Source organism: Streptococcus equinus (assembly GCF_049393735.1).
In the GTDB taxonomy this organism is placed as follows: Bacteria; Bacillota; Bacilli; order Lactobacillales; family Streptococcaceae; genus Streptococcus; species Streptococcus equinus_G.
In genome coordinates this window covers 175,732-202,436 of record NZ_CP185946.1, presented here as the reverse complement: position 1 = coordinate 202,436, position 26,705 = coordinate 175,732, and the positions used below count along the sequence as shown (strand labels likewise).

22 protein-coding genes, 1 tRNA gene and 1 other RNA gene are annotated in these 26,705 nt (G+C 38.5%); 6 read left to right on the top strand and 18 right to left on the bottom strand.

Annotation, left to right across the window (positions count from 1 at the left end; translation table 11 throughout):
* Positions 1–2: 2 nt before the first annotated feature.
* Positions 3–317: a PTS cellobiose transporter subunit IIB gene (locus ACNTMY_RS01165; protein WP_020916043.1), complete on the bottom strand. Its 315-nt coding sequence runs from the start codon at positions 315–317 to the stop codon at positions 3–5.
* A gap of 234 nt (positions 318–551) precedes the next feature.
* Between ACNTMY_RS01165 and nrdI the strand changes: the two genes are divergently transcribed.
* Positions 552–1,016 (top strand): class Ib ribonucleoside-diphosphate reductase assembly flavoprotein NrdI, encoded by a 465-nt coding sequence (nrdI, locus tag ACNTMY_RS01160; protein ID WP_423216361.1) that lies wholly within the window; start codon positions 552–554, stop codon positions 1,014–1,016.
* Between the two features lie 104 nt (positions 1,017–1,120).
* Complete coding sequence (locus ACNTMY_RS01155; RefSeq protein ID WP_423216360.1) at positions 1,121–2,158, top strand: M42 family metallopeptidase; 1,038 nt, start codon at positions 1,121–1,123, stop codon at positions 2,156–2,158.
* Between the two features lie 46 nt (positions 2,159–2,204).
* Here ACNTMY_RS01155 and ACNTMY_RS01150 read toward each other — a convergent pair whose 3' ends face one another.
* The 7 genes from ACNTMY_RS01150 to ACNTMY_RS01120 form a co-directional block, all read right to left on the bottom strand.
* On the bottom strand, positions 2,205–2,375 hold the full coding sequence (locus ACNTMY_RS01150) for a DpnD/PcfM family protein (protein ID WP_423216359.1): 171 nt from the start codon (positions 2,373–2,375) through the stop codon (positions 2,205–2,207).
* A 427-nt stretch (positions 2,376–2,802) separates the two neighbouring features.
* On the bottom strand, positions 2,803–3,618 hold the full coding sequence (locus tag ACNTMY_RS01145; protein ID WP_423216358.1) for an endonuclease/exonuclease/phosphatase family protein: 816 nt from the start codon (positions 3,616–3,618) through the stop codon (positions 2,803–2,805).
* Between the two features lie 98 nt (positions 3,619–3,716).
* Positions 3,717–5,897, bottom strand: coding sequence for a PTS transporter subunit IIBC (locus ACNTMY_RS01140; protein ID WP_423216357.1), 2,181 nt, complete (start codon positions 5,895–5,897; stop codon positions 3,717–3,719).
* Positions 5,898–6,144: 247 nt separating this feature from the next.
* Positions 6,145–7,158, bottom strand: a complete 1,014-nt coding sequence (locus ACNTMY_RS01135; protein ID WP_423216356.1) for a LacI family DNA-binding transcriptional regulator — start codon at positions 7,156–7,158, stop codon at positions 6,145–6,147.
* Positions 7,159–7,265: 107 nt separating this feature from the next.
* Positions 7,266–8,006 (bottom strand): 16S rRNA (uracil(1498)-N(3))-methyltransferase, encoded by a 741-nt coding sequence (locus tag ACNTMY_RS01130; protein WP_423216355.1) that lies wholly within the window; start codon positions 8,004–8,006, stop codon positions 7,266–7,268.
* The gene (gene prmA, locus ACNTMY_RS01125) at positions 8,007–8,960 is read right to left on the bottom strand and encodes a 50S ribosomal protein L11 methyltransferase (RefSeq protein ID WP_423216354.1); all 954 of its coding nucleotides are present in this window, start codon (positions 8,958–8,960) and stop codon (positions 8,007–8,009) included.
* A 164-nt stretch (positions 8,961–9,124) separates the two neighbouring features.
* Positions 9,125–9,595: a DUF3013 family protein gene (locus tag ACNTMY_RS01120; protein WP_423216353.1), complete on the bottom strand. Its 471-nt coding sequence runs from the start codon at positions 9,593–9,595 to the stop codon at positions 9,125–9,127.
* Between the two features lie 64 nt (positions 9,596–9,659).
* Between ACNTMY_RS01120 and ACNTMY_RS01115 the strand changes: the two genes are divergently transcribed.
* The 4 genes from ACNTMY_RS01115 (at position 9,660) to ACNTMY_RS01100 (ending at position 11,780) form a co-directional block, all read left to right on the top strand.
* Complete coding sequence (locus ACNTMY_RS01115; RefSeq protein WP_134775841.1) at positions 9,660–10,154, top strand: GNAT family N-acetyltransferase; 495 nt, start codon at positions 9,660–9,662, stop codon at positions 10,152–10,154.
* Entirely contained in the window at positions 10,144–11,412 is a 1,269-nt protein-coding gene (locus ACNTMY_RS01110; protein WP_423216352.1) for a replication-associated recombination protein A, read from the top strand. The genes ACNTMY_RS01115 and ACNTMY_RS01110 overlap by 11 nt, the downstream gene beginning before the upstream one ends.
* 101 nt (positions 11,413–11,513) lie before the next feature.
* Positions 11,514–11,706: non-coding RNA, 6S RNA (gene ssrS, locus ACNTMY_RS01105), on the top strand.
* 1 nt (position 11,707) lies between these two features.
* Positions 11,708–11,780: transfer RNA gene (locus tag ACNTMY_RS01100), tRNA-Lys, on the top strand.
* An 874-nt stretch (positions 11,781–12,654) separates the two neighbouring features.
* Here the strand turns inward: ACNTMY_RS01100 and ACNTMY_RS01095 are convergent.
* The 10 genes from ACNTMY_RS01095 to ACNTMY_RS01050 form a co-directional block, all read right to left on the bottom strand.
* Positions 12,655–14,076, bottom strand: coding sequence for an isopeptide-forming domain-containing fimbrial protein (locus ACNTMY_RS01095; protein ID WP_423216351.1), 1,422 nt, complete (start codon positions 14,074–14,076; stop codon positions 12,655–12,657).
* A 300-nt stretch (positions 14,077–14,376) separates the two neighbouring features.
* Entirely contained in the window at positions 14,377–15,336 is a 960-nt protein-coding gene (locus ACNTMY_RS01090; protein ID WP_423216350.1) for an alpha/beta hydrolase, read from the bottom strand.
* Positions 15,337–15,364: 28 nt separating this feature from the next.
* A complete protein-coding gene (locus tag ACNTMY_RS01085; RefSeq protein WP_423216349.1) occupies positions 15,365–16,396 on the bottom strand; it encodes an aldose epimerase family protein in 1,032 nt (343 codons plus the stop codon).
* A gap of 535 nt (positions 16,397–16,931) precedes the next feature.
* Positions 16,932–18,272 (bottom strand): MATE family efflux transporter, encoded by a 1,341-nt coding sequence (locus tag ACNTMY_RS01080; protein ID WP_423216348.1) that lies wholly within the window; start codon positions 18,270–18,272, stop codon positions 16,932–16,934.
* Between the two features lie 64 nt (positions 18,273–18,336).
* The gene (locus ACNTMY_RS01075; RefSeq protein WP_423216347.1) at positions 18,337–19,776 is read right to left on the bottom strand and encodes an alpha-N-arabinofuranosidase; all 1,440 of its coding nucleotides are present in this window, start codon (positions 19,774–19,776) and stop codon (positions 18,337–18,339) included.
* 23 nt (positions 19,777–19,799) lie between these two features.
* Positions 19,800–20,447, bottom strand: coding sequence for a fructose-6-phosphate aldolase (gene fsa, locus ACNTMY_RS01070; RefSeq protein ID WP_423216346.1), 648 nt, complete (start codon positions 20,445–20,447; stop codon positions 19,800–19,802).
* A 20-nt stretch (positions 20,448–20,467) separates the two neighbouring features.
* Positions 20,468–21,976, bottom strand: coding sequence for an alpha-N-arabinofuranosidase (locus ACNTMY_RS01065; protein WP_423216345.1), 1,509 nt, complete (start codon positions 21,974–21,976; stop codon positions 20,468–20,470).
* A 45-nt stretch (positions 21,977–22,021) separates the two neighbouring features.
* Entirely contained in the window at positions 22,022–23,215 is a 1,194-nt protein-coding gene (locus tag ACNTMY_RS01060) for an arabinan endo-1,5-alpha-L-arabinosidase (RefSeq protein WP_423216344.1), read from the bottom strand.
* 12 nt (positions 23,216–23,227) lie between these two features.
* Positions 23,228–25,630, bottom strand: a complete 2,403-nt coding sequence (locus tag ACNTMY_RS01055; protein WP_423216343.1) for a lipocalin-like domain-containing protein — start codon at positions 25,628–25,630, stop codon at positions 23,228–23,230.
* A 56-nt stretch (positions 25,631–25,686) separates the two neighbouring features.
* On the bottom strand, positions 25,687–26,649 hold the full coding sequence (locus ACNTMY_RS01050; RefSeq protein ID WP_423216342.1) for a family 43 glycosylhydrolase: 963 nt from the start codon (positions 26,647–26,649) through the stop codon (positions 25,687–25,689).
* Positions 26,650–26,705 lie beyond the last annotated feature (56 nt).

The window sequence follows — 26,705 nt, the reverse complement described above, 5'->3', positions numbered from 1 at the left end:
CATTAAATATTTTCCAAAATCAAATTAGCCATTTTCTCAACACCCATTGGGATTGGAACGTAAGCTTGTGGTGGAACTTTGACAACAGGTCGCCCTGATTTTTCACCCGCTGCCGCAAATTGGTTGTAATACATTGTAGCTTGTGGACTAACAAGGTACAAATCATAAGTAGCATCAGTAATCACACGTTCCCCTTCGTTTGAACTGATTGCTTCAACAGTAATGTCTTTTCCTTGTGTTTTAAAATAATCTGTTGTTTTTTGTGCCATAAGTGATGATGACATTCCGGCAACACAGATAATTAATGCTTTTGCCATGGTTATTCTCCCCTTTTAAATAATAGACTTAGTAACTGTAAATGATTGCGCTACCAACATCTTTAATAAAAGTATATCACAGTTATTTTAATAAGTCTAGTCTTTTAAAATAAAAGAGTAAACTTTTATGCGTTTTCGCAAAACAGCACTACTCCTATTTTTAAATCTAATTGCTTGTCTATCCATTTCTAATATGATAAATTGGCTAAAAGTAAAACAATCATGAGGAATTTTATGACAGAAAATACATTAACCATTGCTTATATCAGCCTAAGTGGCAACACTCAAAGTTTTGTTAAACGCTTGGGAGAATACTTAAAAGAACATTACCAACTTGAAAGCAAAACTATCAATATCAAAGAACTCAAGCACGAGACCTTTCCAGTCACATCACCTTTTATCGCAGTTTTACCGACTTATCTCAAAGGGGGAAACGGGGTTGACTCAGGTGATGTTGAGATTTTGACAAATCCTTTGGGAGATTTTATCGCAGCGCACGACAACTACAAACACTGCTTTGGTATCATCGGCTCTGGCAACCGCAACTTTAACGAGCAGTATTGCCTGACAGCTAAACAGTACGCTAAGCGCTTTGGCTTCCCAATGCTTGGTGATTTTGAACTTCGAGGCACAAGTGCTGATATTGAACGTTTAGCAGAGATTATTGTCAATAATTTCCATATTTTCACAGCAGGCTAAGTAATTTTTAAAGCCTTTTCAGAAACAAAGTTGCAAATAAATGTTATAATGACATTAAAGAGTCGGAAACTTCCGACCAATGACTAGATTTTATTGGAGAAACCATGAAAACAACAGTTGATTACATTACAAAACTTGCAAATATTCCTTCACCTACTGGCTACACAAGCCACATTATGAATTATCTGATTGCTGAACTTGAAAGCTTTGGTTATGCGCCTGTTCGCACAAATAAAGGTGGCGTTATGGTCACTGTCCCTGGTAAAAATGACAGTAAACATCGTGTTGTAACAGCTCACCTTGACACACTTGGAGCAATGGTACGTGCGGTTAAACCAGATGGTCGTCTTAAGATGGACCTTATCGGTGGCTTTGTCTACAATGCCATTGAAGGTGAAAACTGTACTATTCATGTCGCTAAAAATGGTAAAAAAATCAGCGGTACTATCCTCATGCACCAAACATCTGTTCACGTCTACAAAGATGCTGGAACTGCTGAACGCAACCAAGCTAACATGGAAGTTCGTCTTGATGAAAAAGTAACAAACGAAAAAGAAACACGCGCACTTGGCATCGAAGTTGGAGATTTCATCTCATTTGACCCACGCGTGGTTGTTACCGAATCTGGTTTCATCAAGTCACGTCACTTAGATGACAAAGTATCTGCTGCTATTTTGATTGAATTGCTCAAAGAATACAAGGCACAAAATATCACTTTGCCATACACAACTCACTTCTACTTCTCAGCATTTGAAGAGCTTGGGCACGGTGCTAACTCAAGTATTCCTGTTCAAACTGTCGAATACCTTTCTGTTGATATGGGAGCTATGGGTGATGACCAACAAACTGATGAATACAGCGTATCAATCTGCGTCAAAGACGGTTCAGGTCCATACAACTTCGAACTTCGCCAACACCTTGTAGCCTTGGCAGATGAAAATAAAATCCCATACAAATTGGACATTTATCCTTACTACGGTAGCGACGCCTCAGCTGCGCTTCGTGCTGGTGCCGAAGTTAAACATGCCCTATTTGGAGCTGGTATCGAATCAAGCCACTCATATGAACGCACACACATCGACTCTGTTCAAGCAACAGAACGCCTCGTTGACGCTTACCTCAAAAGCCCAATTGTAGAATAAATAAATTGAATAACTCAAAAAAGAGTGGACTTATGTCCGCTCTTTTTTACTCTGACATCACTCGAAGTTCGTAACCTTTATAATCATTTTCATCTAAGATGATTTCTTCGTTCTTGTATCGCTCACTCACAATTCTCAAAGCTTCATTTTTATTTGCTGCTTCAACTTCCACAACCTTTTGAAGTACTTCTTCAATCTCAATGCTAAATTTTTTCATGGCGTCCTCCGTAAATAATTGTTTGAGTGTTAATGTTGCGATCCATTATACCACACCGTAATGCAAATTAATCAAAATCGCCCCTGAAATCAGGAGCGATTTAGAAAATAAACTAGTCTGTTTTTAACTTAATAAATTTCAAATTGTTATTAACACTCTTCAACTTTGAAATTAAATGCGAACGAAGTGAGCATTAAACGATACTTACCGCCGTGGTGAATGTGGCTAAAGCATCAATGAATAAGCCACCCGGAAGTTTTGAGACTATCGGCTCAAAACTTAGGCATGGAATTCCGTAGGAAGTCGCTGCCGACGGCACCTCCTAAGGTAAGTATCAAAAAAAACACTTTTATTTACCCAAAATCGCCCCTGAAATCAGGAGCGATTTTTTTACAAAAACAAACAAATAATTAGGAGGTAAGGTTAGTTAGTAGTTAAGTTCGACAGCTAAACCAAAGTGGTCGCTGACAATTGGAGATTCACCGCCATCAAAGACAACTTTTGATGACTGAATGTCAATATCTTTGCTTGTGAAGACGTGGTCTACTTTAAGGGATTGTTTGTTGCCTTCCCAACCATCAATATCTTCAATAATCGTGTGGTCACCTTGGATGACTTTTGCTACTTTGTGACTGTCCTGCAAATCAAGCGGACTCTTTAAAATCATCTCATAACCAGCAGTATCCGTAGGATTGTTAAAATCACCCATAAGCACTAGTGGTTTTGGATAATCACTTAGAGCTTTTTCAAGTTTTGCCCATTCACTTTCAAAGCCCTTGCCATACCAAGACATGTGAAGACTGACCACAGTGATTGTTTTACCATCAACTTCAGTCTCAGCTGCCAAGACACGTCTCGTATGAAAATCATGTTCATCATCCACTTCAGAAACTAAAATATCTTGAACCTTGATTGGTTTTTTCGATAAAATCACAACACCTTCATTGTACTTATCATATCCGATATGATTGTAAGCCCAAGACCAATAATAATGTCTACCTTGACTCTTAAGGTAATTTACTAGTTGCAAAGCATAGTTATCACGGTGCAAAGCTGGACTACAAGGGAGCTTTTCATACCCTTCAGCTTCTTTCGTTTCTAGTCCTCGGATGTCTTGATTAATTTCTTGAAGGCAAATGACGTCATAATCTTCACTATAAATCGTTTCTGCCAAATCAAATAATTTTTTCAACGCATTGGCTTCTAACCAAGAATGCGTATTAAGTGTTAAAAATTTTGCCATGTTTTTCCCCTCAAGTCAAAGGAGAGTCCGAGATTCCTACCTCGGACTCCCTTCTATTTAGTTTTAACCTAAATCTCTATATCACTAATAATATAAGCTTAAAGTTCTACTTTTGCAACAGCTGTTTTCGCAGAAACTTTTCCTGTTTGTGTTAAATTGACTGCTTTGATTTCTGCTGTATTTGTGAAGGCAACAATAGTTGTTGTTTCACGTCCTGCTGATTGGATAGCTGCCAAGTCAGCTACCACCAATAGGTCACCTGCTGCTACACGTTGACCTTCTGTTACTTTAACAGAGAATGGCACACCGTTAAGAGCAACAGTATCAAGACCAATGTGAACAAGAACTTCAAGACCATTGTCTGTCAACAAACCAAAGGCGTGTTTTGTTGGGAAGACACTTGTTACAATACCAGAAACTGGAGCGTAGATATTTCCGTTTTCTGGTTCTACCGCAAATCCATCTCCCATCATTTTAGCTGAGAAGACAGGATCTTTCACTTCTGTGATTGCTTTTACGTCACCGTCAGCAACTGAAAGAACTTCTTCAGTCACACCTTTATATGTAACTTTAGTGACATCATTTCCTTCAACTGCTGCCAAATCAACTGTTGGGATGTCAGCACCTGAATCAAGAAGGTCTTGAATATCAGATTTCAAAATATCTGCTTTTGGTCCATAAACAGCTTGTACACCTGAGCCTTTAATGATAAGACCCATAGCACCTGCTTTTTTCCAAGTTTCTTCATCACCAACTCGTGCGACATCTTTGACTGTTACACGAAGTCGTGTCATACAAGCATCAACATCTTCAATGTTATCGCGTCCACCAAGGAGATTAATGATTTGAACGATTTGAGAATTAGCAGATACTGTCGCACCAGTTGTTGATGCAGCAGCGTCATCATCCATGTCGTCATAGTTGCCGTTACGACCTGGAGTAGCAAAGTTGAATTTTTTAATCATAAAGTCTGCGATGAAGTACATCACAACACCTGATAAGATACAGCAGATAGCAAAGTTAATTAAATCTCCACCAAGACCTGCTTTAAGCGCCATTGGTGTACGTGTCAAAAGTTCGATATTACCAAATGAATGGAGACGAAGGTTAACTAAATCAGCAAGAGCAAATGTCACCCCTTGTACAACTGCATATACAACATAAAGTGGCATTGCAACAAACATAAACATGTATTCGATTGGTTCAGTAACACCTGTCAAGAATGTAGCTGCTGCTGTTGAAACAAACATAGCAGTGTATTTTTTCTTCTTGTCAGAGTCAACATTGCGGTACATTGCAAGGCTAAGTCCCATAAGAGTACCTGTTGCACCAATCATTTGTCCAACTTTAAAACGAGCTGGAGTTACTGTAGTTAAAAGATCTTGATAAGCTGAAGCATTTGAACCTTTAAGATTGATAAGGTCAGTTACCCAAGCTAACCAAAGAGGGTCTTGACCAAAGACTTCTGTACCTTTTTGAGCACCAGTCAAAATTTCATAAGTACCACCAAGTGAAGTGTAGTTCATTGGGATAGTAATCATGTGGTGAAGACCAAATGGAAGAAGCAAACGTTCCAAAGTACCATACAAGAATGGAGCTAAAAATGGAGCAGAATCTTGTGATGATGCAATCCACATACCAAATCCGTTAATTCCTGATTGGATGATTGGCCAAATAAGTGCCATAAACAAACCAACAAGAACTGAACGATAGATAACAACAAATGGTACGAAACGTTTTCCGTTAAAGAATGAAAGAACATCAGGCAATTTACGGTAGTTGTAATATTTGTTGTAAGCTGTTGCCCCAACAAAACCTGAGATGATACCAACAAAGACACCCATGTTAAGTGCTGGTTGACCAAGTACGTTAACAAAGTAATCTGCTACAAGCATTTTACCGCCAAGAACGTTGTGGACAACACTTTTACCGTCAGCAATCATATCTAGTGAAATGCCGTAAATGTGACCTGTAATCAAGTTGATGAGGATAAATGCGATACCAGCGGCAAACGCACCACCTGCACGTTCTTTAGCCCAGCTACCACCAATAGCAAGAGCAAAGAGAATGTGAAGGTTATTGATAATTCCCCAACCAATTTGTGCAATAACATTACCAACTGTAGCAAGAATAGCTGAGTCTGCATTGATTAGCGGTAGGGAGTTACCGATACTAACCATCAAACCGGCTGCCGGCATAACGGCAATAACAACCATCAAGCATTTACCGAATTTTTGCCAAAATTCGAAGCTGGTCAATTTTTTAAATGCCTTCTTCATGAAACGACTCCTTAAACTCTATGAAACCAATTGCTTTATTAAAAAATGCAAATTTTGCCCGATATTTAAACATTCCAATCATAAAGCGACTGATTTCAAAAATAATTTTACGCAAACGTTTGCGTTGCTTTGATGATTTTATTATAGCACGTATTTTTATTTTGTAAAGCGTTTTCGAAAAAATTTTAAAAATAAAAAAGCAAAGGACTGTTCGCAAATGGAAAAAATCCTCCACTTCTTTCGTGTATTAACTATTATTTGTCGATTCTCGCTCAATGATTTTATGCGAAATAATCACCTTTTGAAGGCTTTCATTTTGTTTTTTATCTAACAAAAGCTGCGCTGCCTTTTCGCCTAACTGATATGGAAAAATATCAACCGATGTCAAAGCTGGATTTGCAATCGCTGTAATCAAGGAATTATTAAAGCTGATGATGCCATATTTCTTGAGTGACTGACTATTTTTAAACAGACGCTGCAAACGAATCGCCATAATATCATCGCAAGCAACAAACCCTTGTGTTTTCGGATGCTCAGCCAAAAAGCTTTGTAATTTCAAAACATTGTCATCCTCATTCACCCTTGAAAAATGCAAAGAAAGTGCTTCTTTGTCACAGCTTTGCATATAAGCACTGTAGCCTTGATAACGCTCTGTCTGTACAAGCTCATTCATATCTGTGTAGGCAAAGACCAAATGTTCATAGCCCTTTTCTAGCATAAATGCCGCAGCATCTCTTCCTGCTTGGTAGTTGTCATTATCAACAAATCGAACTGATTTTGGAATTTTATCCTCATAAGAACTTCCGACAACAACACAAGACACATTTTTTTGATTTTTGACAAACTCAAAAACAGAATCATTTTTTCGTGAATAGAGAAAAATAAACTTTCTGATGTTGCCACTGCGAATCAATGCCTGACAATTCTTGCGCAGCTCATCATCTGTACGACCACTTGCCAAATTGACCATGTAGCCATTCTCGCTACAGATGCTAGAAATACCTTGAATAATCTGCATGAAAAACGGGTTATTGCCAAGAGAGTCCTTGCTTTCACGAACTGGCAAGACTATCCCAATTGTATTTGTTGTGCGGTTCACCAAGTTTTGAGCAGAATAATTTGGTGAGTAGTCCAACTCTTCCATTGCTTTTCTCACACGTTCCTTGGTTGCCTCACTAATCATATCGCTATCATGTAAAGCTCTTGATGCTGTTGAGGTTGAGACCCCAGCAAGTTTTGCTACGTCTTTTATCGTTGCCATCTTTTTGTCCTTATTTTGAAATTCTTATCTCTAGGATAAAAATTTTTTAAAGCGCTGTCAATTAAAAAATTACAAAAAGAAGTTGAGACTTTCGTCCCAACTTCCTTTTACAATAATTCTAAAGCATAGCTAACGCTACTAAGAGCATAGAGCGGTGCCGTTTCAGCACGCATGATACGTGGCCCTAAACCGATTTTCAAGCCACCTTTTTCCTCAAATGCCACAATTTCATCTGGTGAAATTCCGCCTTCTGGGCCAAAGATAAAGAGAATTTTCTCACCTGCTTTGACTTGGGAAAGCTCACGCGCTAAAATAGCCGTTTCACCTTCTTTTGCTGACTCTTCATAAGCAATGAAAATCTTATCAAACTGGTCAAGTTCAGCAAGAAAGGCTGCTTTTTTCTCAAAAAGAGTCACACCTGGAATGACATTACGCTTGCTTTGCTCAGCAGCACCAAGAGTAATTTTTGCCAATTTGTCTGCTTTTTTGGCTAGTTTTTTTCCGTCCCATTTGACAACAGACCAACCAGCTGGAAATGCCCAAAGATTTGCCATACCAAGTTCTGTTCCTTTTTGTGCAAGAAATTCTAACTTATCACCTTTTGGAAATCCCGCAGCAATCGTAACTTCAACTGGCATTTCAACATCGCTATCAAGTTCTTTAATGATTTCAAAACGATGCTCAGCACTATCGACAACCTTTGCCAAACGTTTAATGTGGTCATCAAAAACAAGGACAACTTCCTCATCTTCAGTCAGACGCATAACATTAAACATGTGTTTAACCGTGTCTTTATCTGTGATTGTAACGACGTTTTGAGCTTGTCCTGCTACAAAATATTGTTGCATTTATCCTCCAATTACACCTGAAATATCATCTGTCTTTTTGAAAACACAAGCATTCCATTCGCCTTGAACCATGTGAGTTTCAAGGAAGAATCCCGCATCTTCAGCAGACTTGCGAACCATTTCCCATTTGTCAGAAATGATACCTGACATGATAAGGTAACCTTCGTCTTTCACAAGACGGTAAGCATCTTCAGTCATATTTACCAAAATATCAGCAAGAATATTTGCCACGATAACATCAGCTTTGATGTCCACACCTTGCAAAAGATTACCTGTAGCCACGTGAATATTTTCAGTGTTAGCATTCAAGTCAATATTTTCTTGTGCCACGCGCACGGCTACTTCATCAAGGTCATAAGCATAAATATCTTTTGCACCAAGAAGTGAGCTTGCGATTGAAAGCACACCTGAACCAGTACCAACGTCAATCACTGTTTCACCACCACGAAGCACTTGTTCAAGTGCAAAAAGACTCATTTTTGTTGTTGGGTGAGTTCCTGTACCAAATGCCATACCAGGGTCAAGACGAATAGTCTTTTCACCTTCGCTAGCGTCATAATCTGTCCAACTTGGCACGATTGTCAAATCATGGCTGATACGAGTTGGTTCATAATATTTTTTCCAATTTTCAGCCCAATCTTGCTCTGCTAACTCTTGAGTTGCGTAGTGAACATCACCAGCGTCAACGCCAAAATCAGTCAATTCAGCTAGACGTTTAGCTGCTTCTTTTTCAACAGCCTCAATATCAATATTTTCTGGGTAGTAAGCTGTGATTTTTACAGTTTCTACTTGTTTGATTTCTGGGAAAACTTCGCCGTATTTTCCGACGTGTCCAAGGTAATCAGCACTATCATCGATAGCCACACCTTGACTTCCCAATTCAATTAAAATATTTGACGCAGCTTCTTCTGCATCACGCAAGACCTCAACAGTCAACTCTTGCCACTTGTTCATAATTAAGATACCAAGCCCGTAAAACACAAAGCCAAAATAGGAAAATCACCGACGGCGCTTGCGTCTAGGAGACTTTTATCTTTTTGGCACAGTGTTTCGGGCGGGTTCAGTTTGAAATTACCTAAACCCTTTTTCCTTTCTATTCAATCTAGAATCTACACTTCCTAGTATCTAGGATAAGCAAAGAATTCTGTTTCTTTCAAATCTGCTTTGCCTTTTTCAAAGTTTTCAGCATCCCATTCAAGGGCGAAGTCTGTAGCATTTTCATCTGCCAAGAAATCCATCAAATCATCAAGTCCATTTGTTGCCACATCGTTCAATGTTTCAGCAAAATAAGCTAAGAATTCGCGTGAAAATCCTTTTTTGGCATCAAAAGGAATTGTCACCAAATACTCATCTTCATCAACTTTTGATTTTGCTTGGTTGTAAAATAGCACGTAATCCTCAAAAACAATATCTTCGCTGCTAACTTCACCTTGGTCATCCACTGTTTCAACAGCAGATTGATTCTGCGCTTCCAAAATAAAAGTCACTTCCACTGCATGATTTTTCTTATTCCAATCAATGGCATAGTCAAACGTGAAGTGCTTGTCCATTTCTTCTTCTAATACTGATAAAAAGCCAAATTTAGCCATTAAAAATTTCTTCCAATCTTCTTTTGTGTTACAATTATTTTAACATAACTTAAGGGGAAATGACATGCAAATACGACCAATGAAATTAGAAGACATCGACCAAGTTGTCGCTCTTCAAAATAGTACTTGGAATAATTTCAGTACACCATCAAAATTACCCGATGCCAGTAGACAAAAGATTATTCGAGATTTTCACAATCAATCACACTATCTCGTCGCTGAAGAAGATGGGAAAATTTTAGGTGTTCTTGATTACCACTCTTATTACCCTTTTCCTAGTGCACGTCATGTGGTAACTTTTGTTGTTGCTGTAGATAAAAATAATCGCGGTCAAGGTGTCGGGCATTCCCTTATTCGAGTCTTTTTTGCTATGGCTAAAGCCGATAATTACAAAAAAGTCGTCATCCATATTCTCTCATCAAATAAAAATGTCTGTGCATTCTATGAAAATTTAGGATTTACTCTAGAAGCAACCCTAAAAAATAATTTCTACAAAGACGGTAAATACCTTGACGATCTCATCTATAGCTACTATCTGGAGGACATAAATGCCAAATAATCTCGCTTTACGGATGCGTCCCAAAAATATTGACCAAGTCATTGGGCAAAAGCATCTGGTAGGCGAAGGAAAAATCATTCGCCGCATGGTCGAAGCCAATATGCTATCGTCCATGATTCTCTACGGTCCTCCCGGTATCGGGAAGACCTCAATCGCTAGCGCTATCGCAGGAGCAACCAAGTACGCCTTTCGTACCTTTAACGCCACAACCGATAGCAAAAAGCGCCTGCAAGAAATCGCCGAAGAAGCAAAATTCTCTGGCGGACTGGTTTTACTGCTCGATGAAATCCATCGTCTCGATAAAACCAAACAAGATTTTCTGCTACCATTGCTTGAAAACGGCAATATCATCATGATTGGAGCGACAACTGAAAATCCATTTTTCTCAGTCACTCCTGCCATTCGTTCCCGCGTTCAAATTTTTGAACTTGAGCCACTCTCAACTGACGACATTAAGTCAGCTTTACAGACAGCTCTTTCTGACAAAGAACGTGGATTTGACTTTGATGTCGACATCGATGCAGATGCCATTGATTTTATCGCGACAGCAACCAATGGTGACCTTCGTTCTGCCTTTAATTCACTTGACTTAGCCGTCATGTCTACAAAAGCTGATGAAAATGGGCTTCGCCACATCACGCTTGATACCGTTGAAAATAGCTTGCAGCGCAGCTATATTACCATGGATAAAGACGGAGACGGGCATTATGATGTGCTTTCAGCTCTTCAAAAATCTATTCGAGGTTCTGATGTCAATGCCAGCCTACACTACGCGGCACGCTTGATTGAAGCTGGTGATTTGCCAAGTCTTGCCAGAAGACTAACAGTCATTGCTTATGAAGACATCGGGCTTGCAAACCCTGATGCGCAGATTCATACCGTCACTGCCCTTGAGGCTGCTCAAAAAATTGGCTTTCCAGAAGCCCGTATCTTGATTGCTAACGTCGTGATTGACCTCGCACTCTCACCAAAATCAAATTCAGCCTACGAAGCTATTGATAAAGCAATCGCTGATTTGCATCAAAATGGAACCCTTCCTATTCCACGCCATCTTCGTGACGGACACTACGCCGGCAGCAAAGAATTAGGCAACGCCCAAGGCTACAAATACCCTCACAGCTACCCAGAAAAATGGGTGAAACAACAGTATCTCCCAGATAAGCTGGTCGGAAAAAACTATTTTGATGCCAACCAAACCGGTAAATACGAACGTGCCCTTGGTGCCAATAAAGACCGAATCGATCATTTATCAAAATAACTTTTTGCAACCTTTTCTGATTTTTTTCAAAAAACGCTTTCTAAAAATTGGGCTTTACCCCTTGAAATATTTTTTTAAAGTGGTATCATAATGACATAGGTTAATTGCTGTGGCATACGAATTCACATCAATGTGTTGACCGACTAAATATTTGTATTTCGGGAAACAGTAGTCTTTCTCCAGTATGCAAGCCGTCACACGCGGAAGCGACTAAGGAGAAGCGAGTTGCCCACCTGCTTTTACATTCGCGGGTTCAATACAAATCGTGGATCACGGTGCCAATACAGCTTCTCATCCTTCCTTAGCTCAGTTGGTAGAGCAGTGGACTCTTAATCCATGGGTCATAGGTTCGAGCCCTATAGGGAGGATTTTTCCCACATCCCACAAGTCTTGCTTTGCAAGGCTTTTTTGTTTATTCTCATAAATTCACTCAATAATTTTTCTTTCAAGTTAGTTTGATAACCGGGTGTTTCCCACTTAAGCTCAATAAAAAGCGCTATTTTCATAGCGCTCAAGAAGTGAGAAAAGAAATTGGGAAAACTGTAAGAAAACATTCATCTTCTTTACTAATTTGAATTCCCAACTAAAGATGGTTTTTGTATTTTGTCACTCGTCAAAATACAAAAATTTCTCTCCAAGGTTAAGATAGGGTGCTTTAGTATTTATAACTTGTGTCGTCTAATTAGCATGGTTAGCAATAGGAGTTATATTGACTTAACCTTGGATTGATTTTATTTTATCACAACTTCTTTTTATCGATAGCTCTGAACACTTTTTAAATATTGTCACAGTGACAAGTGGCATTCATCCAATTTACGATTTACAAAAAAAACGCTATTTTCATAGCGTTTAAAAGATCAGGAAATAAGAATAAAGAAGATGATTAGGAAAAATTCTCCTACTTTACTCCCATTAATAACTATTTTACCAAAAAAAGAATAGTTGAAATATGCTCTGCAGTGTATGCTAGAACATTATGAGAAAAAGTTCTATAAATTCCTAAACTCTTGAAAAAACTCAACAAAAACGGCACTCCCTCAAGTGCCGTTGGAGTTTTAAACAAAGATGTTGTTTAGGATGATTTAATTCTATCATAATTCATTATGATATCAATAGTTTACAGCCACCTAAATATTGTCACAGTGACAAATAAATAGGCTACTTATGACTAGTTTTTCTGATATGACAATATTTATAGGACATCTCATAAGAAAAAGGCACTGAAATAGTGCCTTGTCATTTTTATTCTTTTACTTCCATACGTTTTTTAGTGACTAAAAATACAACGGATACCAGAACTAAAATTGTTCCAACACTGTATAGAATAGTTGTTCCCACGCCACCTGTTGAAGGAAGGAGTGAACCTTTACGGCTGATGATTTCAGCAGTCAATGACCCTTCTGGAAGATTTGATTCGAAGTTTACATCGCCTGAACCCTCAAGTTTGGTAGGATCTAGATTTTCATTATAATCCGTCACAATTTTGAAATCGATTGGTTTAATAGTGTTGTAACCATCTGGTGTCACTGTTTCTACAAGGGTATATTCCCCGGCATCAAGCCCTTCAAACACAAAACGTTCATTTTCGTCAATAGTTTTTCTTCTAACTTCTACTTTTTTAGTGCTGTCACCTTCTTTTACTACCTTGTAAAGAGTGAATTCAGCACCTTTTAGAGTCTCTTTGTTTTTGTCAATTTCTTCAAAGACCGCTTCGTAAGTGTAGACCTTGACAATAGATTCTGGGGTTTTACCTGTGCTTGCTCCAACTCCTGTGTTGTTTGGGTTATTTGAATAAATCAATTCAACATTACTTGGGTTACCTGATGAACCGTGAACAGCTTTATCATTGAGTTTAGCGGTATATTCGACAATAATTTTTGATGAAGCTAAGATACCGTCAAGAGATTTTAAATTATCGATTTTGAAGTTTAAGTTATCAAGGGTAAAGAATTTTGTTACTTTAGTTTTTGTGTCACCAGTAACAAGAAAAACTTCAGCGTCTTTGTTAAATGTAAGTCCAGATGGTAAGTTGTCCACAAGATTAAAATAATAAGTCTCGTAATCATCAAAGTTTTCTGGCAATGTCGCAGTCAACTGGAAAGGAACATCATCCAATCTGTCATAGTCCGCAAAATCTTGCCAGTCACTAACAGTACCAGTTGTGTCGTTAGTTTCTTTAACTTTTTTTGTGACACTTGGAATAGACGTTTTTGGTGTTACCTCTACATTTTTTAATACTTCTAAAATATAATTAGTATAAGCTTCGTTGCTGCCGACTGTTTTATTTTGAACAAGATAATATCCTGCCTCGTGTCCAGTCAAGCCAGTCGCATTTTGAAGATAGTGACCTGCTGCCTTGGCAAAGTCTTTTGCAGCTTGTGCATCCGCACCAGCAGAACCGAGTTTTTCAGCTACTTCTGCTGCAGAAGTCACACCATATTTTTCTTGTAGTGCTGCTTTACCAGCATCCGTAATACCATTTCCCCACTCAATATTTGAAAGGGTTGTCTCATCTGATGATAAATCACCTGTAAAAATTTGGTAAGCTTCATAAGTTCCTGCACCACCATCTTTAACAGTAATATCATACGCCATCGCTTTCCCACCAACCAAAATGAGAAGAGCCGCTACCAAAGTAGCTAGAAACAGTTTAAACTTTTTCATAATAAATCCTTTTTTCTTAAGATAGTAACTATGAGAACTATCTTTTTATAATCATAATTTTCTCTATAAAAAACAAGGCTCCTCCACAACACCTTGTTTCCCATAGAATGATAGGTCTAAAAAAATTAGACAAATTTTCAGACTACAGGATACTATTTTAACACAAAAGTAGCATTAAAAGAACCAAAACGCTTAGATTTTTTTGAAAATTTAATAGTTGGAAAATACTGCTAAAAACAACAAGGATTTCTTGGTAAGATTGATTTGTAAAAAAGAAAAAGCACCCAGTCGGGTGCTATTTTAGTTAAATAATCGGTCTAGCCAAGTTATGAACAGATTTTTCCACTGTTTGAGTATGATTTCGTCATTAAGACCGTGACCTCCTTGTGGAAAAAGGTGCAACTCAACAGGAATATCTTTTTCTTTGGCTATTTTTGTCAGTGTCAAAAGATGTGTCGAATCAACGATGGCATCATCCATGGCAGCGCACAAAAATAGTGGCGCATCTCCTTTTTGGACTCGACTAAAGATGTCATATTCTTTTGCAAATTGATCACGTTTTTCTGGGTTGTCATAAGTATCTCTGCCAGCTAAAATGGCAATAATCTTGTCATTGACTAGGGAAATCGCTGGGTAGACACCTGCAAGTCCTGCCACTGTAGCATCGACCTTATCAACCTCATCTGAAGAATAATCTTCAGGCATAAGGTTGCGATTTCTTAGCCAGTAATAACTTTCGAAAGCCAAGTTACCGCCCGCAGAAAATCCAATCAAGGCAATCTTTTCTGGGTCAATACCATAATCACTCGCATGATATCGCACATAACGTATCGCTCGCTGACAATCTAAGAACATCAGCGGAGCATAATAAGGATAAGTCCGATACCAAAGGATAAAGGCTGATATGCCAGCTTGATTTAAAGCTTTAGCTGTCGCTTTTTCCTCAGTCATCCCTTTAATTAGATAAGCTCCCCCAGGACAAATAATGACACAGCGTTCACTACCTTCGACAAGGTAGGGAATCAAAAACGGTTCATCTTCATAAGTCATCTTAGCAGGACCGTTTTCAATTTCATGATGGAAAACCGTCGTATCATTACCAGATAAATCTCCCAATTCACTGGTTGATTTATCCCAAATTCCTGGATATTTTTCAGCCAAATCTTGTTCTGTGTATTCCTTGTGGATATCTAAAACGTCGGTCTTGCTTTTTTGTGAATTGCCTGGGATATTTTCTCCCCAAATATACAATTTTTCCACAGTTTTTCCACTCCTTCTGCTCGGATAATTATCCTTTGTGATATTCAAAAGCAATGGTGTAAGTCTTTTCGGCATTGGCTTGAAGAACAATATCACCAAAGCCTTCGTTGTTAATCGCATCTGGCAAGAATTGAGCTTCGAGCGCTACCGCTTCAAATTCTTTTGTCATTTGACCTTTATCACGCGCCGCATAAATACCATCTGGAATACCAACCATACTGTAAGCTACCCAAGCATCACGGTCTGAGTAAAGATTGATAAAATCACCGCTGTCTTCATCTTTTAATTCACCGCATGGTTTATCAAGTGATGGATTAACCAAAAAGGCATCATCAAAACCACCTGTCGCAGCAATAGCATCTCCAAGATTTCGACCAGCTCTAAAATCATAGGCTGTGCCATCTACCTCAATGAATTTTCCTGTCGGCACCAAATCATCACGTGTTTCCAAATAACGGTCAGCGGCCAAAGTAAAGGTATGATGTGCCAAATCTTGGCGTTCACCGAGGTTAAAGTAAACGTGGTTTGTTGGATTAAAGAGGGTCGCTTGACCACCATTTTTACCTGTGTAAGTGATTGTAAAACGATTGTCATTATCCAACGTAAAACGTGCTGTTACCAACATATCGCCAGGGAAACCATCAACACTTTCTTTGGCATTGTAAGTCATGACAACAGTAGCTTTGTCGATATCATTTTCAACTCTTGCTTGCCAAATGTGTTTGTGAAAACCTTTTGGACCACCGTGAAGAGTGTTTCCTTTTTCATTTTGAGGGACTTGCATAGCTTTGCCATCAAGGTAAAATTGACCGTGGTCAATACGTCCTGCTACACGACCGATTGATTGACCAGCACATAATGTATTTTGACCATACTCAGCAGGATCATCAAAACCAATAATGATATTTTTATGACCGCCCTTGCCATCTGGCACTAAAAATTCTTGGAAAGTTGCTCCCAAAGTTAGCAATCCAACTTGAACATCGTTGTCATTAATAATAGAATATTTTTCAACATTTTTACCATCAATAGTTGCAATGATTTCTTGTGTTACTTTCATTTTGTCATCCTCTTTCTTAGGTCTTATCTTTATTTTACTCTTCATAAATTTCTTTGTAAACGTTTACTTGGTTATTTTACCAAGGTTTTACTAAAACATTTGTTTACTAAAAAAGAGAGAACCTTACAGTCCTCTCCTCTATTAATGTTTAGGAATCTCTACCGTTTCATACCATTAATAACAACCGATAATTCCTGCCTAAAGGAGATTATGTTAGACAAGGATTTGTTAAATTCTAAGTTTCAGGTATAGGTATATGTGTTTTAAGTATTAAAGGTGAGTTTCAACTGTCATTAATTCATATGAAAATGATTTTAGAATTTCTAAACATAAGGCAAATTAATACGATGGGCGCTTAAAAGGAGTCCTAATTTTTACTCATCAAAAAATGAAGAAAAACATAATGTCGACACCCATCAAAAAAGCTAAAACTTTTCTAGTCATCACCCCTTTCAAGGATATTTTTATTTAACTTTTTTTAATCTTTATTGAGGTACTCCTAAAGTACACTCGCCCACCCATGCTTTTACTGTGCTTATTCTTTGCTAACAACACCAATTAAACGTTTTTTGTAAATCAGCGCTGCTGGAATCAAGATAATGACGCTACCGCACCATGCTGCTGGATTAGCACAAACCACACCAGTATATCCGACAGTTGCGAGTCCTACAATTGAAACCACAACTCGCATGATTAATTCCATAACCCCTGCAAGTGTCGGTGCAAAACTGCGTCCTAATCCTTGAATGAAGCCTCGTACGATAAAAAGAATAGCCAAAATCCAGTAACACAAACCGTTAATCATATAAGCAATTTTTGCTAAATGATAGACATTTTCAGAAGGATGATTAATAAAAAGTCCGGAGAAGAAACGGTCAAATGTTACCAGAAGTAGGGCGAAGGCGATTGCCCAAATAACAACAATATACAGCGTGTGACGAAGCCCTTCTATTAGGCGTTTAAATTTGTGGGCCCCGTAATTTTGCGCTGTAAAAGTCGACATGGCTTGTGCGAGATTCATCATTGGAAGCATAGCCAATTGGTCGGTTTTAGCAGTAATGCTTTGAGCAGCAATTGCAACTGTTCCCAAATTATTTAAAACAATTTGGAGTGTCAGCGAACCGAGGGCAATAATACTATTTTGAAATGCCATCGGAAATCCTAACCTCGCATGAAGTTTCAAATCAGCAGAGTTCAATCTGTAGTCGCTTCTTTTCAGATGGAAGTACGGAACTTTTCTTTTAATGTAAATAAGTAAAAAAATTACTGAAAAAAGTTGTGCTTCTACTGTTGCAACCCCTGCACCAAAAACTCCCATATGCAAAGCTAAAATATAGAGAAAATCAAGACCGATATTCATCAGACAAGCTAAGACTAAGGCAATCAAAGGTGTCGTTGAATTCCCGACTGCCCGTAATACATTTGATAGATAGTTAAATAGTACTGTAAATACCGCACCGCCAAAAATAGATATTAGAAAGCGCTCACAATATTTTATTAGACTATCTGGCGTTTGCATCAATTCCAGTAACTGTCTTAAAAAGAGCAATGAAAAGATACTCAAAATTAAACTAACGACTATCGTATAGAACAAGCCGTGAACATAACTCCGTTTCAGACCGACATAATCTCTAGCGCCAAAGCGCTGGGCGACAATGATGGAAAAACCACCTGTCAGCCCTTGAGCAAATCCGATAATTAAGAAAGTCAAGCTCCCTGTCGCTCCAATACTTGCAAATGCTGTTTGACCTAGTGTGTGACCAACAATCATAGCATCAGCAAAGTTATAAGCCAGTTGAAAAAAGCTCCCTATAATTAATGGAATCGTAAATAGAATAATAACCTTAATCGGTTTTCCTTGCGTTAAATCCTGCATGTAACACCTCTTAAAAGGACAAAGCTACTTAGATAACTCTCCTTTCGTGCTACCATATCGCTCCTTATTCTGGAATACGAATAGTTGCTACAGACATTGGTGGGATTGTGATTGATAATTGACCATCAACCAATTTTGCACCATCAAAGTCTTTGATAGTAATGTTTTCTGGATGTTCAAAATCATTGTGTTCATCCATTTTATCAGCTGTAATGTAACGTGCTTCTGCGATAGTATCACCAAATTCACCAGCAACATCAAGTGTTTGCGTATCAGTCAATGAATAGTTGCAAAGTGAAATTGAAATCATGCCATCTTTCTTAGAAACGGTGTAAGAAAGTGTATCAGATTCATCGCCATATGATGCCACCACGTCAGCATCTTGGTGAACTTTGTACAAATCAAAGACATGATAACTTGGTGTTTTCACCATTTTATCGCCTTCAGTCAAAATCATTGCTTGCAAGACGTTAACAGTTTGCGCAATATTTGCCATATGAACACGTTCAGCGTGTTTGTGGAAGATGTTCAATGTCAAAGCAGCAACCATGGCATCACGAATTGTATTTTGTTGGTAAAGAAATCCTGGGTTTGTACCTGGTTCGACAGCAAGCCATGAACCCCATTCATCAACAATCAAACCAACACGTTTTTCAGGGTCGTATTTGTCCATGATAGTGCTGTGTTTTGTGATGAGTTCATCCATTTTCTTAGCACTTTTAAGAAGTGACCACCATTGTGATTCTTCAAAACCAAGTGCTGGTCCTTTGTCTTCCCAAGCACCAGTAAGTGCATAGTGGTGCAAGCTAATACCGTCCATAAATGGCGAAGCAATAGACATGACACGGTCCATCCAGTTATAGTCATCAACATTTGGACCACAAGCAATTTTATAGATTTTGTCTTTACCATATTGACGGACAAATGTTTGGTATCGACGGTAAACATCTGCGTAGTAATCTGGGCGCATGTTACCACCACAGCCCCAACTTTCGTTACCAACACCGAAGAACTTTACTTTCCATGGGTCATCATGACCATTTTCACGACGAAGGTTTGCCATTGGAGATTCTCCGTCCATAGTCATGTACTCAATCCATTCTTGCATTTCTTGGACTGTACCACTACCAACGTTACCATTGATATAAGCTTCACAGCCGAGTTGGCGAAGCAATTCAAAATACTCGTGTGTACCAAAGTGGTTATTTTCAGTTACTCCACCCCAGTTAGTGTTAACAATTTTTTTACGGTTTTCTTTTGGACCAATACCATCTTTCCAGTGATATTCATCCGCAAAACAACCACCTGGCCAACGAAGAACTGGGATTTTAATATTTTTTAGAGCTTCGACGACATCAGTACGCATACCGTTGACATTTGGGATTGATGAATCTTCACCGACGTAAATTCCTTCATAAATACAACGCCCTAGGTGTTCAGCAAAATGTCCATAAATATATTTTGAAATTTTAGGTCCTTTTTCTTTTGTTAAGGTAATTTTCATTTTTTCTCCTTATCACGCTAAATTTATTTACCTTGGAATACTTTCCAATCTGCCATGAATTGTTTCAAACCATTGTCAGTTAGGGGGTGTTGTGCCATTTTATCAAACAATGGTGCTGGGACAGTCGCAATGTGTGCACCGCATTTTGCTACACCTTCAACTTGTGCTCGATTACGAATGCTTGCTGCGATGATTTCTGTATCAAAATCATAAAAATCAATGATGTCTCGCAAATCTGAAATCAATTCATAAGCATCTGTTCCAATATCTTCAAGACGTCCAACAAATGGGCTAATAAATGTCGCACCAGCTTTGATTGCCATGAGCCCTTGAGACACTGTAAAAATCAGCGTCACATTTGTTTTAATATGTTCTTTAGAAAGGACATTAACAGCTTTCAAACCTTCCATAGTCATTGGAATTTTGACAACAATGTTATCAGCCCATTTCGCAATGTCATGCGCTTGGGTAATCATTTCTTCGGCTGTTGTGCCAGTGACTTCTGCCGAAACAGGGCCATCGACAATCTGACAAATTTCTTTGATGACTGTTTCGAAATCACGTCCCTCACGTGAAATGATTGTTGGATTTGTTGTCACACCATCCACAATACCTAATTCATTTACAGCTTTGATTGCTGCCACATCTGCTGTGTCTAAAAAGAATTTCACTTTTTTCTCCTTACCTTTTCTTATTTCACTGCAACTCGAATCATATTCCAAGATAAACCATCAAGAGTAACTTTAAGTTGGTCACCGTTAACAGCGTATTTATCAGAAGCAACTGGTTTAATGTCATCAGAAGTTAGGCTGTTGACTGCTTTAATGTCGTGACCTGACATGTGAGTAAATTCAAGCACATCACCAAAAGCAAGCCCTAAACTATCTACAGACAAATCCATTTCTTCACGTGAACGGTTGACCGCAAAAATTGTCAATTCTGTTTCATCTTCATTCAAAACTGAAATTGTTTCAAGATATGGTACGTTGTCATAGTTTTCAGTCTTGTAACCATCACATGAAACCAGCGGTGTCATAACAGTACCTTTACCATGTTGTGCAGCTTGCATAAATGGATAGAAAATGGTTTGACGCCATGCTGGGCTTTCATTGTCATTTTCTTCAGTAAAGATTGGAGCAATAACATTAACAAGTTGTGCTAGACAAGCAATCTTGATACGATCAGCGTGCTTCAACAATGTGATTAAAAGTGTTCCAAGTACCAAAACATCTTCAAAATTATAATGATCTTCTAGTTGCGGTGGCGCAATTAACCAAGGTTTGATTTGCTTATCATTTTCATTTGAGTGGTACCAGATATTCCATTCATCAAACGAGAGGTTCATTTGTTTCTTGCTGTGTTTTTTAGCTTTAATAGCATCACAGATAGCAACCACACCTTTGATAAAGTCATCCATATCAAGTGAAGATGCAAGATATTCTTCAAGGTTGTTAGCTGGATTTCCATAATATTGATGAAGTGAAAGGTAATCAACGTAATCATAAGTGTGGTCTAAAACGGTCAATTCCCAATCACCAAAAGTTGGCATATGGCTGGTAGAGCTACCACAAGCAACAAGTTCGATAGAATCATCGACCAATTTCATTGCTTTAGCTGTTTCTGCTGCTGCACGACCATATTCTTCAGCTGTTTTGTGACCAATTTGCCATGGACCATCCATTTCATTTCCGATGCACCATGTTTTGAAACCAAACGGTTCTTTTTGACCGTTCTCGATACGTTTGTCACTCCAATAAGTTCCACCTTCAAAGTTACAATATTCAACTAAATGGCGGGCTTCGTCGATGCCTCTAGTTCCCATATTGACTGCCATATTGACCTCAACACCGACTTCTTTTGCCCATTTTGCAAATTCGTGAATACCGACTTGGTTGGTTTCAATCGCACGCCATGCCAAATCTGTTCGAACAGGACGTTTGTCTTTTGGACCTACACCATCTTCCCAGTTATAACCTGATAAGAAATTTCCACCAGGATAACGCACCAAAGTCACACCAAGTTCTTTAACTAACTCTTTAACATCGTTACGGAAGCCATCTTCATCACTAGAGATGTGATCAGGTTGATAGATTCCTCCGTAAACAGCTCTTCCCATGTGTTCAATAAATGAACCAAAGAGTCTTTTATCAACTTTTGAAATTGTCATATCTTTGACAACTCGTAAAGAAGCTTTCTGCATAATTTTCTCTTTTCTAAGACACCTAATAAACTAGGTCCCAAAACTTTAAATCTTTCTCGCTATAATGCCATAACCTTCAGTTGTCATCCCCGAAAGAACTTGTTCAGTATTTCCATCAACCATTTCTAACCAAGTTTTTACGAGATTTCCTTGCCACTTGAACTCATTGTCACCAGTTTTTTGATAGTCATTCTTTTTAATCGTTTCAGTAGTACTTTCTTGTAAATGACTGTATTTATCAAAACGGATGACCTTCCAATCACCGGCGAGTTCCAAACTTTTCTGTTTACAATCTTCTTCATACAAACAAGGCGACACCACTGGCCAACCATTTGATAGCCAGGTTAATTTTCTAACATTTAGGAAAAATTCATCCGAAAATGCTTTACGTCTGGCATGATGCACCATGAATAATTGATTATCCGAACGTTTGAAAATCGAATTGTGCCCCGGAGCAAGTACCACTTTTTCACCAGAAAATTGATAACTGCCCAGCACTTTCATCCCAATTTCATCAGGATGATGTGTAAAATCATCCATCGCATAACCTTTGCAATCAATATAAGGACCGTCGATGTGACGTGAACGCGCAACTCGGATATTATAAGTATCATTCAAAGAATCATAAGAACAAAATAGATAGTAATAATCCGTATCGGGATTGTAATAAATAAAACCACCTTCAATGGCTGTATCAACACTTTGCGGACGCATAGCTACGCGTCTTCCAAAACCTGATTCACTAGGCTTACCTGTTTTCTTATCCAAAGGCAAAATATACAAGCCACCAAAGAATGACCCATACAACAACCACTGACTGTCACCTTTGTCTGTCACAACATTTGCATCAATAGCATTATGATGACAAAGTTCAGAACTTGTCTTAACAACCAAACCTTGGTCTTTAAATGGACCAATAGGTGTTTTTGCAGTGGCTAAGCCAATATAAGATTTCGTACTACCAAATGTTGATGTTGAATAATACATGCGGTATTCATCGCCATAATGAATAATCTCAGGTGCCCAAAGGCCAAGAGCGTTGCTCCACTCTTTAGCCTCTTTTGGAACACCAGGTAGGGCTTGACCGATGAATGCCCAATCAACTAAATCTCGTGACATTCGTATCGGCACTCCTGAAGTTTCAGGCTGTCTAGTATCTGTCGAATACAGAAAATACCGCCCATCATGCTCTATAATCGTCGGATCATGAACACCAAAGGTTAATTGATTCTCTTGCATCTCAATTCCTTTTTATCGTCTTTTCTTTTCATAAAAAATTCCTAGAACACCAGCTGCTACAACGCCACAAACTGCTGATAACAAGCTTGGTTTTTCTGAATTTTCTTTTCTCATCTCTCTAATTTTATGAGTAGGTGTTGCCACTACTGAACTCTTTTGGACTTTCTTAACTGTTTTAACTTTAGGAGAGTTGGTTTGATTTTGTTTTTCATGAGGAGTTGTCACATTATCAGAAACACTCATTTCTCGTGCAGCATGAGGGGTTGCTGCTAAGGTATTTGTTTTTGATAAAAGTGTTTGATTAATAATTTGTTTAAATCCAAAAGTTGTGTCAGCTTGTGCTTTTGCTACTACTATTTTTTGATTAGATCGAGTCGCTTTTGTCGCTGACTTTTGAGTGACTTTATAAGGTTTCACACCCCAAATCACTTCGTTATTATTGCCGACTAGGGCAAAAACAAGGCAAGGATTATGACTAGCACTTTCATCTTTTTGAACATCAAAGACACCTTTGTAAGTGACACTTTTTGTCTTGATGGTAATGTAGTAATTATTTCCTTTTTTAGTTTTTGTCCAAGTACCTGCCAAAGCTCCAGTCACGGTACCATTCGCATTTAATTGTAGACGTGATTTTGCTAACGGCTGACCTGAAGTATCATGACCATGATTAACAAATTCATAGTCACCTACGAATTGACTCTCACTTGCTTTTGTTAAGGTCAAATCTGATTTACGGTATTCAAATGGCAGAGCAACTGGCCAATTATCTTCAGTCATGCGCATTGGGTGCACGCGAACTTCGTGATATTCAGTTCCTTGATTAAATCTAGTGTGGTTAACCAAATACCAATTACCATCTTTATCAATGAATGCCGAATTATGTCCTGGTGACATGTAAGCTGACTGCAGACTATCTAAGTTATAGTTACCCATAACCTTGATACCGTAGGCATCATTAACAGGATTAGCAGTCCAACTTGTGTAAGTTGGATGTTTGCCTTTAGCATCAACATAAAGTCCATCCACACGTTTTGAACGGAATAAACGCATGTTGTAGCCACCTTCACGACCAAGACCACCGTAAGTGATAAACATGTAGTAATAGTCAGTGTTCTTATCATATATGATATAAGGTGCTTCACCAGATTGGTGATAGCCACCAATTAGATGAGTACCAAAGTATTTATCAATATGACGTCCATCAGCTGTCTTGCCATCTTTCCCTGGGTAAATAGCTTTACCAGTTGTTTTATCCAATTCTAGGAGGTAAATCCCACCTGACCAGGAACCGTAACTCATATAAAGCTTGCCAGATTTATCATAAAAGACATTTGGGTCAATAGCATTTGGTGCATAGTCATTATTGTAAGTATGCCCATTATCACGGTTCCAGTTTTCAGAAAATCCTGGTTCAATAACACCTGCAGCCATCAATTCATCAATGTTAGTACCTTTGTAATTAACATTACGAGTGCTGCCGTCTGTTGAATCTTCTCTTGTAAAACCAGAATAAATCAAACTGTCAACGTAATCATATGGTCCTTCAGCTGTTTTTGAAACAGCGTAACTAATAACTGAACGTCGCCAAGTTGATGACGTACAGAAATAATACATGTAAGCACCAGTTGAACCATCAGCCCATTTATAATTTGGATTCCAGACTACATCGGGCGCCCAAATTGCATAATGTTCGCCAGCACAATCCGCATCATCATATCCAGCCCATTCAAACGGCTTAGCAAGATTTTTATTCAAATCACCAAGAACACTTGATGGATTTTCATACTCATGATTGAAAAGCGGTGTCCAGTTTTGTAAATCTTTTGATTTTGCTTGCCCTAAGTGAGAACCAAAGATGTAATAAGTTCCTGTTTTTTCGTCGTAAAAAATAGAAGGGTCGTGAACAGAAACACGTTTAAAATCTTTATCTTTGGCAGTTGCTGTGACAGTCACCTTGCTATCTGTCAAATCAACAGCAGGTGATTGGTTAGCAACAAGTGTCTTTGTTTCAAGAGTCGTGCTATCAGTATCTGCTGCTTGAGCAGAGTTAACATCAGAAGGAGTTTTGACTGACTCAACTGTTTTGTCTTGAGTTGTAAAAACTTCTGTTTCTGACTGTGATTCAAGCTCTGTATCCACTTGATTTGCTACTTGTGTGTCAGTAGATACTTGTAACTCATTGTCAGAAGTCTGTGAATTAGCATCAACCTCTGTAGGATTTGTTTGATTCTCTTCAGGCAATGATTGCGATTGACTGAGCAAAATCGGTGGCTCAGAGACTGCATTAGTTTCTTCTGCTTGGACAGTCACACTACCTGATAACAAAGCAATGGACACTCCCAGTAGTACACTGCTTGCACCAAGATGACTTTTGCGAATCGAAAAGCGTTGGCGAACATTTCCATTTGTCTGCATGATTTTTCCTCCAAATACCCTTTTTAATATCCTAAAACCATGTCTTTTATCAACTATTACATTACTTGACCAGGCTCACCAAATACTGGAAATCCTTTATCATCCCAAGAAAAGATTTGAGCATTGGCGTGTCGGTTTGGGTTATCAAGCGGATCACCAGCTTTATTTTTTTCAGGACGCGCATGGAAAATGAGAACATCTTTCGTATCATCTTCACTACGTGTGAATGAATTATGTCCTGGACCATAAAGGTGATGGCGTTCAGATGAAACAAATACTGGTTTTTCTGATTTGTGCCAAGAATAACCATCTAGCAAATCATCATCAATATTTGCCCAAAGTAGCCCCATCGCATAATTTTCATCCGTTGCGCTAGCTGAATAAGTCACAAAAACCTTACCGTTTCGGATTAAAACTGCTGGCCCTTCATTAACCAAGAATCCTATTTTCTCCCAATCATACTCAGGAATGGTCAATAATTTTTGCGGACCTGTTAGTGTCCATGGATTTTCCATTTTTGAAATATAAAGGTTTGAATTGCCTGGAATGCGTGGATCAAGTTGTGCCCAAATGCAATACAGGTCATCTCCCAATTCAAAAGCTGTCGCATCAATACTAAAGCTTTCGTACTGGGTCTTCACTTGTCCTTTTTCCACCCACTCGCCCTTCATAGGGTTAGCGCTTTCATTTTCGAGTACAAACATACGATGATGATGAAATTGACTACGCTCAACTGCATCATCACTCGCTGCAAAATAAATGTACCATTTACCTCTTAGGTAATGAATTTCTGGCGCCCAGACCAATTCGCTTAATGGTCCAGATTCGTGCGCATGCCAAATCGTTTTAACCTCAGCTGACTCACCCAAGCCATTTAAGGTTTTTGCACGACGCAACTCAATTGTTTGATAACCAGGAACAGAACCTGTGAAGTAATAATAACCATCAGTGTGTTTATACACCCAAGGGTCAGCACGCTCCAGCACAATTGGATTGTGATAATCCTCAATATTATTCATATTTATCGTCTCCAAACTTTTTCTTAAAAACATAATCTCATCTATCATAAATCGAA